Below are 15,191 nucleotides of genomic sequence, written 5' to 3'. Positions count from 1 at the left end.
ATCAACGTGAGGCCTGAGAACTGAATGGAGTTACGGTATGCGGAAACCCACTTCTATTTTAAGGAAGCATTTTGCAAGACTCGTATAACCAATACGAGTATGAATTTCAAATTATCACACCTTTTCGATCACCTCATCTCGTTGGTGATCTGCGCGCCAGAATAGCTTTTTACAAGAAGGCAGGGAACCTAATGGTTAATGATAAATAGGTTCTTAATGATGCTCCCTGCCTTATATTTTGCTCCTTTTTAAGGAATATCTCTTCTAAAACCAACTAACCTAATTCATGAAAAAAACGATAAAAATAGTCGTAATGGCTTTGCTATGCCTTAATTTTTGGGCTAATGCACAAACTGTTCCGATAAAACTCTCCGGCATCGTGAGGGATAAAGCCGGAAAGCCTATTCCTGGAGCCACCATTAAAGCCTCTGAACAAGAAAGGATAACCTTCACGGATAAAGATGGAAAGTTCAGTTTTACAGTTGACAGATCTGATGGTATGCTTAGGATAAGCAGTATCGGTTACCGGACTGTTGATACGCCTTATGGGCCAAAATTAACGTTTGAGATCATCTTGAATGAGTCAGCTGGCTCTCTTGATGATGTGATGGTGATCGCATATGGTACAACCACCAAAAGACTAAATACCGGATCAACTGCAAAGATCAGTTCTGAGGAAATTTCCAGTCAACCAGTAAGCAATCCGCTTGAAGCACTTTACGGCAGAGTACCAGGCCTGGTGGTCACATCTACTGGCGGACTTCCCGGAGCAGCTGTAAAGGTGCAGTTACGCGGCAGAACCTCCATCAATAGTGCGATATCAAACGATCCGCTATTCATCATTGACGGCATTCCCTTTGCGGCAAATAACAGTGACCTGAGTGTAATTGGCAGAAACGCCGCAGGATCAGTAAATCCTTTTAACAGTATCAATCCGGAAGATATTGAGCGCATCGATATTCTAAAAGATGCGGATGCCACCTCTATCTATGGTAGCAGGGGATCAAACGGAGTAATTCTCATCCAGACCAAAAAGGGAAAAGCGGGACGGACAAAAGTTGATGCCAACATCAATTATGGCTGGAGCAGTATCACCAGGTCAAGTGACTGGATGAATACCAAAGATTATGTTTCTATGCGAAAAGAAGCGTTCAGAAATGATAATGTAGCAATGACAAATGCCAACGCCTATGATATTTTGGTATGGGATACTACGCGGTACACAGACCTTAAAAAATTGTTACTGAACAAGACTTCACATAGCACCAATGCCAATCTCTCGGTTTCTGGAGGAAGCGCAGAAACACAATTCCTTATCAGCGGCACTTACAACCGTCAAGGCGCAATAATACCAGGAAATTTCGGCAACAACCGGGGTTCAGCCCTCTTTAATATAGGGCACAGCTCAAAAGATAAAAAGTTCGATATTACCTTATCTGGGAATTTTGTGGCTACCAAAAATAACCTTACCTCAAGCGACCTCTCGGGCTATCTGAATCTTCCACCGAATCTTCCAAGTCTATATGATGAGAACGGCAGGTTGAACTGGTCATTTGGAGGTTATAGTTTTAACAATCCTTTGGCTTATTTGCAAAGAACATATCAGGGGACTACCAAAAACCTGATCTCAAATCTTCAGGCAGGTTACAAATTTACCAATGATCTGAAGTTCAGGACAAGCCTAGGATATAATCTGCTTTTAAGTAGTGAGGAAAGCAAGGTCCCAATCAGTTCACTTGATCCCTCAACGAATCCGACAGGTTCCTCTGCGTTTTCGGATGCCAGTTATAGCTCGGTGATTATTGAGCCGCAGCTTGATTATTCCAGGTCTCTGGGAGATTTTAAACTAAATGTACTCGTTGGAGGCAGTTATCAGGTGAACGGGAACAAAGCGAGTTCAATCATTGCAACTGGTTATACGAATGACCTGCTACTTGGTTCTCCAAGTGCTGCGAGCACTACAGTTTCATCTTCTGCAGCAGATTATAAATATGCTGCCGTATTCAGCCGGATAAACCTGAATTTTAAGGATACTTATATTTTGAATCTTACTGGCAGAAGGGACGGTTCTTCCAGATTTGGCCCGAACAGGAGGTTTTCCAATTTCGGAGCCCTTGGGGCAGCTTATGTATTCTCCGCGGCACCTCTTGTTGCCCGGACATTATCGTTTCTTAGCTTTGGTAAACTCAGGGCAAGTTACGGATTAACAGGCAATGATAAAATCGGAGATTATGCTTACCTGAACACTTACTCACCGAGGACAACATCATTTCAAGGCGTATATGGCCTATATCCTACAGGCCTGCCCAATGCTGATTATGTCTGGGAACTGAACAAGAAACTGGAGATAGCAATCGAACTGGGATTTTTGAAGAACAGGCTGAGTTTTAACCTTTCTTATTATAACAATAGGAGCGGTAACCAGTTGCTCAGTTTCGCACTTCCGGCGCAAACAGGGGGCACATCAATCATCGTCAACTTTCCGGCTAACGTAGAAAACAGCGGACTGGAATTTGAAATCGGAAGTACTAATTTTTCAAATGGAAAATTCAAGTGGACAAGTTCTGTCAATCTTACCATCCCAAAAAACAGGCTTGTTGGTTTTGAAAATCTTTCAGCTTCCAGCTACAACTATCTGCTCATCGGGCAACCGCTCAGCATTATCTATGGTTTTGACTTTGCTGGGATCAACGCTTCATCAGGGCTTCCCGAATTCAGGAAAGCCGATGGCAGCGTGATCAGCAGCCCGGTGTTCTCTGCTGATAAAAATGCCAACCTGGGTAATCTGGATCCGGATTTCTATGGTGGGTTATCTAATGAGATCAGCTATGGAGGCATTAGCCTAAGCTTCTTGTTCGAATTCAAAAAGCAACTGGGTAACACGGTAATCGGAAATATGTACAGCAATGCCACCTATCCCGGAACCATGTTCAATCAGCCACTGGCTGCATTGGACAGGTGGACACCGGATAACATTGGTTCCGGGCTTCCGAAATATACAGCAACTGCCGGATCCGCAGCTTATTCCGCCATCAATAATATTCGGCTGTACGGATCAAACTTTAAAGTCGGGGATGCTTCTTACCTAAGATTGAAAAACATCTCACTGGCCTATGAACTTCCCAAGAAGCTAACTGGGAAGATGGGCTTAGAGCGGCTGCGTTTCTATGCGAATGCGCAAAATTTATTTGTGCTCACCGGGTATAAATATGCAGACCCCGAAACACAGACCCTACTCAGAACAGGCCCATTAAAGAACATCTCTATCGGTATTCAAACCACACTATGATGAAAAAAATAACGAAAAGAATACAGGTATCCATTGTACTGGTGTTAATGATCACCGGTACCTCGTGCGAAAAAATTGTTGAGGTTTCCTCTCCTTCTGACCGTATTATTTCGGCGGAGGTATTCAGTAATGATGCAACTGCCACTGCTGCACTGCTCGGACTTTATCAGGATATGACAGGCCTTAACGGTTCAGTGGGGAATTTTGGACTGAGCCTGTACCCTGGACTTTCCGCAGGTGAAATATCCCGCAGCTCCTCAGTTGCAGCCTATGATGAATTCAGCAACAATGCACTGGTTAGTAACAATAGTTTGCTGGGAACTTATATATGGAACAAAGCGTACAACCTAATCTTTCAGGCCAATAGTATAATTGCAGGACTACAGGACAATCCTTCCATAAGCACGGCGGTTAAAACCCAACTTTTGGGGGAAGCCAGGTTTATCAGGGCATTCTATCATTTTTATCTGCTCAACCTTTTTGGGCCTGTCCCATTAGTCACTTCGATTGATTACAAACAGAGTTCAGTCATTGCCAGAACTTCGGAAAAAGAACTATATACGCAGATTATATCAGATTTGACAGAGGCTAAAGGCTTGCTTCAAGCGAGCTACCCTTCGGCAGGCCGGGTGAGAATCAATAAGTGGGCCGCTACAGCATTACTCTCCAGAATATTTCTGTATCAGGGGAAATGGGCTGAGGCCGCATCCGAGGCGGATGAAATAGTGTCCTCCCGCGAATATGCTTTGGTTCAAAATCTGAACAGTGTTTTTCTTGCGGGGAGCAGGGAGGCGATTTTTCAGTTGCTTCCCACCGGAGCGGTTACTACTTCCACAGTAAATACCTGGGATGGGAACAACTTTATACCGGCATCCGGATCGGTTCCCCAGTACCGGTTGAATCCTTCCCTATTTAATATATTCTCTGCCACAGACCTACGCAGGAGTAACTGGATCAACAGTGCCATTATCGCCGCAACAACCTATTATTATCCCTATAAGTACAAAGTGAAAACAGGAAGTTCCATTAGCGAATATTATATGTTCATCCGCTATGCCGAGGTCATTCTGAACAGGGCAGAGGCATTGGCGCATCAGGGGAAACTGTCGCCAGCAATCAAAGACCTTGACCTGATCAGGTCAAGGGCAGGACTAGAGGGGTTGGCTGTTTTAAATCCAAACATAGCACAGGAAGAACTTATCGAAAATATTATACAGGAAAGGCAACGGGAGTTTTTCTGTGAAATGGGACATCGCTGGCTTGACCTGAAAAGAACAGGTAAACTTGATATGGTGATGAAGCAAACCAAACCCAGCTGGATTTCGACCTACAGCCTATACCCTATTCCGTTCAATGAGATAGCCCGGAATCCCCTGCTCACCCAGAATCCTGGATATAATTAATTATGAAAATCAAAAAATTTAAAATGAAAAGAATATCATCAACTATCGCATTAATATTAATTATTGCTGATCTTTTTGGACAGCAAACCGAAGCGCTTAAAATCGGGACAAAGATTCCAGAGCTGGCACCACTTGACATTCTGGGTTCTACGCAGAAATTTGATCTTAACGATAAAACAGGTAAGCTCGTTATTGTTGATTTCTTTACTACAGGCTGCATTCCCTGTATTGCCTCTATCCCTAAGATGGAGGCATTACAAAAAGAATTCAGGGGCCAGCTCGAGGTCGTTATGGTAACACCTGATAATATAGAAAAGGTCGAGGCCCTAAAAAAGAAATCAGAGATTTTTCGAAAAAACACCTTGCCGATTGTCGCAGGGAACAGTGAACTGAAAAAGTTATTTCCCTATCAGGCAGTTCCGACACATATATGGATTGATGAAAAAGGGGCTTTTATTTATATGACCGATGGCGAGAGCAGCAATAGCGAGAACCTAAAAAAGTATTTCGGAAAGAATGCAATTACTTTAGCCAGTAGACAAACAGATTTCTCAAGGTCATTACCATTATGGAAACAACTAAACAAAAGCTCACTGCAACCTAGTTATGCATCTATTATATCCCGACACGTGAAAGGAACCACCTCAGTGAGTGGTTTCACCAGGGACTCAATCGATAGAAAAATCAATGGCTACCAGTCTATTAATTCCATTCCTCTTACTGTTCTAATAGCTGCTCTTCGCGATAAGAAAAATACTTTTTCAGACTGGAGACGTATAATCTTGGAAGGAAAAGCCAAAGACTATAAATTTCCAGATAAGATGACTGCAAAATGGTCAGAGGAACATTCTTATTGCTATGAACTCTTCCAGCAAGGTGCAACTGAGGAGCAGATAAAAGAAACAATGCTGGAAGACATGAAAAGGTTTTTTTCTCTGTCTGGAAAGATCGAGCAAAGGAATTCACCTGTGCTGGTATTGAAGATATTTGATAAAAGCAAGCTTAAGTCTAAAAAAACGGAGCGTGCGATCCGGTATAAAGTTGATGACAATTCTGATTTCGAACTGGAACATGTCACTTTGCAAGAGTTTTTTACGGCCACCGTTGGATACCCTGGAACAAAATATAGCCTTCCAGTTCTCAATGAAACTGACTACGAAGGATTTGTAGACATAAATTTAAAGGGAAAAATTGAAGATATCGAAAGTGTTCGAAAACAACTCAAGCATTACGGTCTCGAATTGGTAGAAGAAGAGAGAAATCTCCCATTTCTTGTTCTTTACGGAATATAAATTGAAACACCATAAAAATGCACCAGAAGTCAATAGACTATTCTGGTGCATCTCAAACGGATTAACCTTCTATAAAGTCGGTTTCATTACGATTCTATCAGGTGTATCAGTTGTCGGTTGATCGGTTGGGGCTAGAAAACCCCTTGCGCATTCAATTGATCCTTCATCGGGACATCCATTAGGAGAAACCTCGCTAGGCGTTTCCGAAAGCAGGTTGCCTGTTTGCGGATCGTACCAATAATAATTTACTCTCTTATTTTCTTTCGAAACCGGATTCGCGGTAAATGCGCTAAATCCTACAATTGAAGTTAGAGAAAGTACCACTGCTACAGCGATACTTTTGATATTGAACATCTTGTTCATGGTTTTTAGTTTAAGGAATTGAAATTTTTAATGGTGTTGTCCTTTGGCGGACCTCGCCGGAAACTATTTCATAACATAATGATCATGGTTTCCATTTCCCGGATAATGTTGCTGGCATCATCCGGGATAACCGCGAAGAGGCTATGTTTACGGTTGTGCGTAAATCTGTGGATAACCCTCTTTTTAGCATGGGGATACACTAAGGCCAATTTGCACTGATGGATATAAATCCGGATCAGCGCAATGATAAAGTAAATGATAAATCCGATAAACAGCACTACCATATAGGCAAGTGTGGCCATTAAGGAAATGATCCTGGGCACCTGTGTTATCTTTGCTGTATCTAAAATTTTCATTTCTTTATCCTGGTTTTTGTTTTCCCTTTGAAAAGCGGCGCAACCTTGGCGCTGGCCTGCCATTGTTTTGCACTTTATCGTTGTACCCACGTTCCCTATACCAGATGCCCGGCTTTTCTTACCAGTACCGCGGGCTTTACGAATAATCTGCAGGCTCGACCTTGGGGACCTCACAAATTATATTTCTGGTATTCTCCCTCAGGAACGGAGGGTCAGCACGCCGGTACTCCCCATAAATCCCTTCACTTGCAGAAAGATTTAACTTCCTGAAACGAACAACCTAAATTTACGGGACATGAATGTTTTGAACTCTACCGCTTTTTGGTAGTTTTCAGTTTAAATTTTCACGGCTTTTGACCGGGAATTGTAGCGTAAATGGTGTCAAAAAATACTAATGGATTTTTTAGGAGCGGAGGTGTTTCTTTTTGATCTTATAGAGGTACTTAGGCTCTATATTCATAAGGGAGGCGGTTATGTCATGTACGGGCAGGTCGAGGAGCCTTTCATAGAATTGCCTAAAGGCGAGGTAGCGGTCTTCCGCGTGACCAATGCGCAAAAGTTCTTCAGTTTGTATTCGCTCCTGCATCTTTTCTTCGCATATTTCCATGATCAAATGATTCAAACGGATTTCCTTTTCAGCCAATGTTTTAACTAAGGTCATGTCGAGAGAATAAACCCAGGTATCTTTTAAAAATGCTACATACTCTGTTGAGACAGATCTGGAAAAGACTCCACTTGACGGGGAGATGAAGCCGGTTTCTAAAATCCATGAAGTATGCTCTTCCCGTCCGCGGGAAAAATACCCGCGCACGAGTCCATGATCAACAAAATGAAGCGCGTGGAGGACTTGCCCAGGCATGCAAAGTATAGCGCCTTTTTTAAAAAACCTGGACACAAAAAGTCCTGAGAGCAGGGTGATCAATCCCTGGTCTGCATTCTGCATTGCTCTAAATTTATTAATAAGGCTTTCCATTTTACCCTTTCTAACTCGTTAAATCTATATTAGTATCCATTGGATACCAATTTCCATATTTGTCACAATTCCTAAAACATATAAATCCGGAATGGCTAATCCAAAAATATGATGTGAAGGAACCATTTATAATGTGAATTGCGTGCATGACGCTGTGAATGACATCCGGCTTGCAGCATTTTCTATTTCCCGATTACATTTACAAAGAACAAGTTATTGGCAATACCTGTCAAGTTGCTGAATTCGCAACCCCAAGCAACCCCCAGGCTTCTTTTTTTAAATTTTTATTAATTCAATTAATATTTTAAGGATATCAATAAGAACACCTTATTTTGATATCGAACTGTCAAAAAAAATATTTTATTAATTTTTCAACCGGGATAAACTGAGTTTTAGCGTTCACAAATGCGAAGTCAGTCAATTTCCACTTATCAATTATTTCAAAACATATCATCACAAAAGATTAAAAATATACCATTTCGGCTCCTTAACAGCCTTGAAAGGGAATGATTGACCATTTGATCAGAAAATGAACCGCTCCACATAAATCACTCTTCATGAAGTCTTAAGTAAATTTCGGCATGCTTTTCTTGAAAAAAGTTTACTAATATTGCCTAATGAGGTGACAAATATCCCTAATCACTAAACATAGATCCCTGGAAATCAGAGAAATTCTGCCTGAACATACATGGGTATAACCGGAATTGCAAAAAAAGGGGATGAATCTGAAGTGTGGTTACACCAAACCCCATAATAGCCGTGACGAAGGAAATTACAATTATGACTTTTAAGGCGTTTGTATTCTTTGCTCCAGTCCAGATTTTACCATAAATGCAAGAAGCGAAATAAATGGGGGAATGAGCGGAGCAGTTCGCAGGCCGCAAATGTGCGAGGGGGATAATATTTAATATTCTTAAAACAAGATTAAGTAAATGCAGACTAATATAAACGCTCCATAACCTGCTCTTGCTGTCTTGCTTTTCTCCCTTGGTATTATATCCCATTCTTTTTTCATTTGGATTCAGATGCCAAAACAGCCTAGGCTTATTCGGCCGGGATTTACATAAGGAAGTTGTACGCTGGGGATACCAGACTAGCGGTTCAACATTACTAATATCTGCTAGCGTGTATTGGTTCTCGCCTGTTTCTTTCTGTGGCGGTTGCGCCCATTAATGGCTTCGTCATCAATATCATCCTTGATATCTATATCCAGAGAAAACACATAGCTATCTTCATTCTGCAGAAAATCAGTATGGGATTGATAAGGTTCTGGCAAAGTTTCCATACCTGCCGTTACTTCCTTGGTCTCAGTAGCTACTGATTCCAACTGTTCTTCCTGGACTTTCATCTCTATGCGTTCTTTAAGCGTACCATTCTTCAGTGTATTGGAATAGGCCATTGTTTCGTTCAGGTGCCTGTCGAAGCCAAACAGATCATCGAATAAACTTTCCCCACTCTGTTTAAAGGCTACGCGGTCAAACTGTCCCATTTTCTTTGAATGCTCGGCATTCTTTCCTCGTGAGGTATTCTGCGGACTGAGCTTGATTTTATTGGTTGCATCTTTCCGGCTGACAATAATCTGAACGTGCATCTGATCTCCAGGTTTACGGTCTCCTCTTTTTTTAATGCCCCGCTTGACCTCAAGATCATTATGGCTGTAATACCGGTAGTTTTCCAATTTACCAAACCAGATCAGGTCGAGATGGCTTTCAATACCCGGCCTTTTAAAGTTCTGCGCATAGGCATCCATTACCCTGGCAGCAAATACTTTCATCTGATATTTTGCCCCATTTTCTCCATAGCACTGTTTTAAAAACGCTATTTCCTTCTGGCTGGGGCTGATGTTGATCAAAAAGAACTTAGCATCATCTCTTCCCAGTTTAGCAATATTGCCATCGATCTTACGCCGCACCTCATAAGGTTCAATATTGGTTTGACTTCCGTTGAACCAGTACTCAGGCTCTTTGTTATGGATACGGTTCTCTTTTTCCAGATAATTAACCAGGCCATTACTGCTAGCTTTATTATCCGTTTGTTTATTGTCCGTAATGTTGATAAACATAAACTTGAGTTTAATTGTCTATAGTAATCTGATCTGTTCTTTGGTAAGGGCAATAAGATCTTCTTTTTCCCTGGCAGAAGTCATCATGCCGAACGCATCCCTTGACCTGATATAGCTTTCCAGAATAAAGACAAACTGTGCTTTCATAGCCTGCTTGCTATTAAGACCTTCAAGTATCTTATGTAAAATCGTTGCTGATTCACCGAATGCATTTGCAAGGGCATTTTGATTATTCAGCACATTCGCGTTGTGCTTCAGCACTTCATTATTGAAACGGTCTATAATCTGCCGCTGTGATTCGGATATTCTGCTCATCTCCATTTTGGCAGGAATGAGAAGCATCTCTTCCTGTGCCTTGATGAAGCCGATGTACTTCTGATGGTTTTTAACCAGCATATTTTTTAACAGTTCATCATTGAAATCAAGCGGATCTTTTTTACTCCTATAGAAATAATCCACCATCTGCGTGAAGACCAACCGCTTTGAACGTCCCAGTTTTAAAACGATCCTGTCCAATTTCAGAGCAGTCTGCCTGTTGAACTTTATCGTGCTTAATGTTTCTTCCTTTGTATTGATCGGGTCAGTTGACATAACTTTTAATCCTTAAATTAATTATTTATATATCTGCATATATAGCCTACCCATGCTATAGATATGCAGATATGTTGAACCCTGCCTGGGGTTCCTTTTTCTTTTACCTTGGCCCTCCAACGGGCCCTAAGAACCCCTGGAGGGTTCTTCAAGCGGGCCTTACGGTATCGTAAGGCCAGAAAGTAGGGCCACTGCCCAACTTCCGCTTGCTCCTTTTTCTGGAAAATGAAAAAGGACTTTTTGCATGACGCATAACCCCTCAAAGTTTTCCAGCGGGAGATCCTTCCCTTTAGATCTCCCATAAGAAATATTTAAGAACGCTAACTCAAAACGCTTCGCTACTATGTCAAAACCTGCAAAGCCATAGCCCGATCTTAAGATAAATTCAACCTAATACAATTTCGTTTTCCAGGTTCCAGGATACCTCGCTTCCAAGAAAAGGATTATAGGACGGGCTGTAAAAGATGTACCCAAAAACCTGAAGCTCACTGATACATTTGTGATAAGTAGAGGTCGAGAAGATCTTGGATGAACGCATCAGTTTGCTCCGGCTCACCTGGAAAGGGTGAGTCAAGCCGAGGTTTTCTGAGGCAAAAATCAGCGCAGCCAAAAGGCTCACGTGAAACGCTGAAAGTCTCTGATCCGCCTGAATCCGGTCTTTAAGATATTCAAGATTTTTATTTACGCTCCCCATGCGCCTCCTCTCGAAATAACCGTTTGACAACCGCATTTTCAGGCGTACCATTACCTAGGATCCGCCTAATATTCTCCCGGCTAAAATATACAATGCGGCCAATCTTAGTAAAGGGCAGTTTGCCGCTTACCCGCAAGTGCAGAAGGGTACCGGCAGAAATTTTCATGAGCTTTCTGACCTCAGAACTTTTGAGGTACTCATCAGGCGCTGCCGTTTGAAGTGGAACAATTTTTTTGATCTCTTCGATCAGATCGCTTTTTAGTTCAAGCAAATCACTTTTGGTAACCAGGTCTAAATTCATGTCTCTTAAAATTTAATGATCAATTCTCTCCGGCTTGCTACAGACAAACCCCTATCTGTACGGAGATTTCACATCAAAAGTGAGAACAGAAACGTGTAATCAGATGCCCAATGGAGGTGTTTGGGCATAGATGCGCTCAACTATCCCAATGTTATTTAACAGGCACATGGGAAACAATATCAAATGCTTTATCTTCATCGGATATAAAAATATGCTTGGAGGAGTTTTCGGGAGAAAAATAATTTTGAGCTGTCGCCAATGATATTGGTTTATCTCCATGAACAAAGTTCTTGGCGATCATTTTATACCATGGACTGTGACCTTGTGTAACTAAAAGCCTTTTGCCATTGGGTAATACCAGTTTTCGGATCTTTCTCATCACATCCATGAATGCCACTATATTTCCGCTATTGATTACAATTTTTTCGCTAGCCTCATACTGCAATAGTTCATCGAGACGGGCCTGCAGGTCTGCCAGATTGCTTTTAAGCAGCCCAATTTCTGCATCTTTTTGATTCAGCATCTTTTCTGTTGAGGTATTTACATTCCACTCATCAATGGTATTTAAGAATCCTTGGAAGGCTTCTAATTTATCAAGATTGGCCGAGTTAATCTCATATACGGATTTGAACGGATCCTTAGCTGAATAAAAAGTAATTCGTCTTTGAATGCTGCGGTTTACCTTACGAAAGAAAGCTTCCTTTCCATCTGGATTTCGTTGCAGATAATGATTGAGGTGAAAATCATAAAAGGCTTTATATTCACTGTCAAGTAGGCTATAAAGTTTTAGAGCAAAGAAATTATCCTCTAATTTTCTATTGGAAAATATTGGGTTGCCTATCTCATATGGATGTGGAGAAAAATCAAATCTCCCCCGAAATTTAAAGAAACGTTTCGTCATGATAAATTATGGAGTGGGGTTCCCTTTCAGTAACCAGACAGGGAACTGTTAACAATTGATAGCAATATACAACTATTAAAGTCTGTAGGCAATTGCCGGCTTTCGCCAATTCTGACTTTGTTTTTTAAGAGTGGAACCTTTCGACGGAAATACACATATTATTGGAAAAGATGTTCAATGAAACTTACTCTTCATTTTACCATCCTTTCCCTGTTCAATTTTCGCACCACCTTGAGGGCAACACTGCTCCCACAGGAATCCCTATTCTGTTAACTCAGTGAATTCTTTTTTCTCTTTTGTAAATGAGGCCAAACCGTTCACTAAATGCATCTAATATGAATCAAGGCTATTAGGATAAAAGTTAAATCTGGGAATAACTGGATTGGTCAAATAAGTTGCTAAGTTCATCATAAAGTACGCAAGTGTCCAGGATCAGTAGAGTTTATTGTCAGCTGATCTTCTGCCAACATATGGAAATTAATCGAGATATCTTGGCCTTTATTTTCTATTTAAATATGCTGAAGCCAAGTCCAAACCCTAGCCATGGCTGATTTTTGTACCTCCAGTTTTCAGCTATCGAATTGCTAATGGGTATATCTATTCCCCCAGCTAAGAAAAACACAAAGCTATCGTAGTGGAGACCAAGCCCTATGCCGGGACTGAAACCAAGAACGGATCCCTCATTTGTGTTGTCATTGATGTTGTCGGTTTTCGCGACGCTGATCTTTGAAAAACCAATGATTCCATTTAAAGAAACGAATCCCTCATGACTCTTTCCGTCTTTCTCTGCTGGCATGTCGACAAACCCTTTCTTTCCCCATTTTTGGCCAATATAAAGTCCTGCATTTATATCCGCTGCGACATTGTTGGTGTGAACCTTGTCCCTGGAGCCCAGATAAACCTTGAAGGGCATGGTCAAAGGACCAGCGTGCCATGCAGCTGAGTTTAGATATAGATATTCCCGTTTGTTGAGATTAAAATAAAAAGTGTTGTTTTCGATCAATCCGTTGAAGGTAATCGCTGCGCTATCGGCTGATAATGAGTCTTTCTTTGTGGCGTGACGCTGTGCTGCATCATAATTTTTAATTGGCCAAAAATGAATGATTAGCTTCGATTTGTCCGCACTCTGCAACACATCGGCATATAGATATGACCTCCCCTTGAAAGTACCATAGGTGTTATAGTCAAATTTTTTACCTAGATCCTTTATTTTGATGCTTGTAACTGTACTTTTGATGTCATTTCCATCCGTGATATAGCCCGTTGTCTCTTCAGTCGATTCGACTCCGGTCTTATACTGTATCGAAAAGTTTTCATTTCCGGGAAGGAAGATCTTGTATCTTATTTTCCAAGAGCTGCTTTGGGCAAGTAAAGTATGGGTTACACATAGACCTAAGGCCAAAAGAATCATGGAGCGCTTCATATTTGAGATTTTTTTATGTTAATTTATGACATGAAGATACACATTTTACTTCTATTTGGAATGTGCTGGTTTTCGGAATATATCGGCCTGATCTGCAAAAGTGTAGAAAGGCTATCAATCCAAATTTTATGTTGTTTGATCAAGTTGAATTTTTTGCCTCTTCAGGTACTTATTTGCCATCTTTTTTCAAGATGGAAATCGGATCTGAAGAATCCTTCTTGGATATCCAGAATTTAAGCGAGAAAGCTGCAAGTACCTATTTTCACGAATACATGCACTTCATTCAGGATGTATCGACATTCCATGGACTCAGCAACATCATCAGGATGGGCGAATACATCCACCATTGCAGGGAAATTATTGAGAATGGCTCAACCGTATTTTCTGTACCTATTCATCCCGCCCAATTAGATCCAGGAGTAAAGGTCACTACCGATATCACCAATAAGTTACTGGGATCGGTACACAACATCGTTGGTCAGGTGGATATCGAGCATGTAGAATTGCGTAAGACCAGTGTGATCACCAGTGAGCAAGCAAATATCCCCGAACTTATTATCACATTCAATGACGGTCGACATTATACTTTTGGCTCTCTGGCGGTTAGCGAGAGCATGGCATATATTGCAGAGAAGATACTGTTTCCTGCCAGTGTACTCGCTCCGACGCTTCCTTATCATGCGGCTGAGCTACTGAGCAGGTTTTTGTTTCCCGAGTTTGCGGTGGACAAACTCAATATTTTCGCATTATGCGATATCTCACTCATGACGGCTGAACCTGGTCCGAAATTTTATCAAAATCTGCTTAAACTGCGCGATTCCGCTTATACTAACGGAAATCCAAAGAAAATATACGAATATTTTTCGAATGATATCTTTTTTTACCAAAACCAGAAATTAGCTAGAATACAGATGCTTAGTGCACTGGGGCAAATTGCAAAATGTTACTTGGCAGGATATTTCCCATCGAAAATGTTTAAGGCAAACATAGAATGGATGGATCACATTATTGATCATGGTTTGGGATTGAGAAACCGAAATATCGCATTTCCACTTGATATAGTCCTTCACGGCTCCTTCTATGACAACCCAGAGCTGAAGCTAACGATGCGGAATATCGGTGGCCCTCTTCAACTCAATGCGAAATCATCCGGAACTTTTATCGTTATTGAAGAATTGGCAGGAAAATATATTCAGCCTGATCTTAATTGGGCGATTGCAAACATCCTAAAGATCCTGATCGGTATCCAAGTTCCTTGTGGAATGAAATCCTTTTGTAGGGCATCCGCAGTTGCTGGGGGAGTTCCCGATTATACCAATGCACTGTGTGATATAAACCCATGGTTTAGGGCCTATCAGGATCTGGACTGTTCGATGACCCGGGTTCTCAAGATGTGGCAGCTGAATAGAAAAATACCGAATACGGTACAAAGCGAATAATGATATAGCAGTTAGATCATATTGGCCTTTCTTGATCCAGGTGGTGAACCAAGATATTGTTAGCTCAACCTCACAATCAGCCAAAACGCTTTTACGTATTTTAT

At 41.4% G+C, this 15,191-nt stretch carries 12 protein-coding genes; 4 read left to right on the top strand and 8 right to left on the bottom strand.

Features of this window, described 5'->3' with window-relative positions; translation table 11 throughout:
* The first annotated feature begins 286 nt into the window (after positions 1-286).
* From OQ267_RS02880 to OQ267_RS02870, 3 genes are read left to right on the top strand one after another with little or no spacing between them, the layout of a single operon-like run.
* Positions 287-3,289, top strand: a complete 3,003-nt coding sequence (locus OQ267_RS02880) for a SusC/RagA family TonB-linked outer membrane protein (RefSeq protein WP_265834813.1) — start codon at positions 287-289, stop codon at positions 3,287-3,289.
* Positions 3,286-4,692 carry a RagB/SusD family nutrient uptake outer membrane protein gene (locus OQ267_RS02875; RefSeq protein WP_265834812.1) on the top strand — a complete coding sequence of 469 codons (1,407 nt, stop codon included), beginning with the start codon at positions 3,286-3,288 and terminating at the stop codon, positions 4,690-4,692. Before OQ267_RS02880 ends, OQ267_RS02875 begins: the two co-directional genes overlap by 4 nt.
* A gap of 23 nt (positions 4,693-4,715) precedes the next feature.
* The gene (locus tag OQ267_RS02870; protein WP_265834811.1) at positions 4,716-5,984 is read left to right on the top strand and encodes a TlpA family protein disulfide reductase; all 1,269 of its coding nucleotides are present in this window, start codon (positions 4,716-4,718) and stop codon (positions 5,982-5,984) included.
* Between the two features lie 69 nt (positions 5,985-6,053).
* Here the strand turns inward: OQ267_RS02870 and OQ267_RS02865 are convergent, their stop codons facing one another.
* From OQ267_RS02865 to OQ267_RS02830, 8 genes are all read right to left on the bottom strand, one after another.
* Positions 6,054-6,347, bottom strand: a complete 294-nt coding sequence (locus OQ267_RS02865; protein ID WP_265834810.1) for a hypothetical protein — start codon at positions 6,345-6,347, stop codon at positions 6,054-6,056.
* A gap of 68 nt (positions 6,348-6,415) precedes the next feature.
* Positions 6,416-6,877: a hypothetical protein gene (locus tag OQ267_RS02860; protein ID WP_265834809.1), complete on the bottom strand. Its 462-nt coding sequence runs from the start codon at positions 6,875-6,877 to the stop codon at positions 6,416-6,418.
* 229 nt (positions 6,878-7,106) lie between these two features.
* Positions 7,107-7,676: a Crp/Fnr family transcriptional regulator gene (locus OQ267_RS02855; protein WP_265834808.1), complete on the bottom strand. Its 570-nt coding sequence runs from the start codon at positions 7,674-7,676 to the stop codon at positions 7,107-7,109.
* A gap of 1,120 nt (positions 7,677-8,796) precedes the next feature.
* Positions 8,797-9,738 (bottom strand): DUF5712 family protein, encoded by a 942-nt coding sequence (locus OQ267_RS02850; protein WP_265834807.1) that lies wholly within the window; start codon positions 9,736-9,738, stop codon positions 8,797-8,799.
* An 18-nt stretch (positions 9,739-9,756) separates the two neighbouring features.
* Complete coding sequence (locus OQ267_RS02845) at positions 9,757-10,329, bottom strand: BfmA/BtgA family mobilization protein (protein ID WP_265834806.1); 573 nt, start codon at positions 10,327-10,329, stop codon at positions 9,757-9,759.
* A 677-nt stretch (positions 10,330-11,006) separates the two neighbouring features.
* Complete coding sequence (locus tag OQ267_RS02840) at positions 11,007-11,324, bottom strand: helix-turn-helix domain-containing protein (protein WP_265834805.1); 318 nt, start codon at positions 11,322-11,324, stop codon at positions 11,007-11,009.
* 151 nt (positions 11,325-11,475) lie between these two features.
* Positions 11,476-12,225: a hypothetical protein gene (locus OQ267_RS02835; RefSeq protein ID WP_265834804.1), complete on the bottom strand. Its 750-nt coding sequence runs from the start codon at positions 12,223-12,225 to the stop codon at positions 11,476-11,478.
* 505 nt (positions 12,226-12,730) lie between these two features.
* Positions 12,731-13,648: a hypothetical protein gene (locus OQ267_RS02830; protein WP_265834803.1), complete on the bottom strand. Its 918-nt coding sequence runs from the start codon at positions 13,646-13,648 to the stop codon at positions 12,731-12,733.
* 128 nt (positions 13,649-13,776) lie between these two features.
* Here OQ267_RS02830 and OQ267_RS02825 point away from each other — a divergent pair, with 128 nt between their 5' ends.
* Complete coding sequence (locus OQ267_RS02825) at positions 13,777-15,087, top strand: hypothetical protein (protein ID WP_265834802.1); 1,311 nt, start codon at positions 13,777-13,779, stop codon at positions 15,085-15,087.
* The last annotated feature ends 104 nt before the right edge of the window (positions 15,088-15,191 follow it).

Source organism: Pedobacter sp. MR22-3 (assembly GCF_026240075.1).
In the GTDB taxonomy this organism is placed as follows: domain Bacteria; phylum Bacteroidota; class Bacteroidia; order Sphingobacteriales; family Sphingobacteriaceae; genus Pedobacter.
Note: the sequence above shows the minus strand (reverse complement) of the source record. Positions and strands in the feature narration are given on the sequence as shown.

What these genes read in the sequence shown, in the direction of transcription:
- OQ267_RS02870 (WP_265834811.1), top strand. Translation starts at nt 4,716, where the DNA reads ATGAAAAGAATATCATCAACTATCGCATTAATATTAATTATTGCTGAT.
- OQ267_RS02875 (WP_265834812.1), top strand. Translation starts at nt 3,286, where the DNA reads ATGATGAAAAAAATAACGAAAAGAATACAGGTATCCATTGTACTGGTG.
- OQ267_RS02865 (WP_265834810.1), bottom strand. Translation starts at nt 6,347, where the DNA reads ATGAACAAGATGTTCAATATCAAAAGTATCGCTGTAGCAGTGGTACTT.
- OQ267_RS02830 (WP_265834803.1), bottom strand. Translation starts at nt 13,648, where the DNA reads ATGAAGCGCTCCATGATTCTTTTGGCCTTAGGTCTATGTGTAACCCAT.
- OQ267_RS02840 (WP_265834805.1), bottom strand. Translation starts at nt 11,324, where the DNA reads ATGAATTTAGACCTGGTTACCAAAAGTGATTTGCTTGAACTAAAAAGC.
- OQ267_RS02825 (WP_265834802.1), top strand. Translation starts at nt 13,777, where the DNA reads ATGTTGTTTGATCAAGTTGAATTTTTTGCCTCTTCAGGTACTTATTTG.
- OQ267_RS02845 (WP_265834806.1), bottom strand. Translation starts at nt 10,329, where the DNA reads ATGTCAACTGACCCGATCAATACAAAGGAAGAAACATTAAGCACGATA.
- OQ267_RS02850 (WP_265834807.1), bottom strand. Translation starts at nt 9,738, where the DNA reads ATGTTTATCAACATTACGGACAATAAACAAACGGATAATAAAGCTAGC.
- OQ267_RS02855 (WP_265834808.1), bottom strand. Translation starts at nt 7,676, where the DNA reads ATGGAAAGCCTTATTAATAAATTTAGAGCAATGCAGAATGCAGACCAG.
- OQ267_RS02880 (WP_265834813.1), top strand. Translation starts at nt 287, where the DNA reads ATGAAAAAAACGATAAAAATAGTCGTAATGGCTTTGCTATGCCTTAAT.
- OQ267_RS02835 (WP_265834804.1), bottom strand. Translation starts at nt 12,225, where the DNA reads ATGACGAAACGTTTCTTTAAATTTCGGGGGAGATTTGATTTTTCTCCA.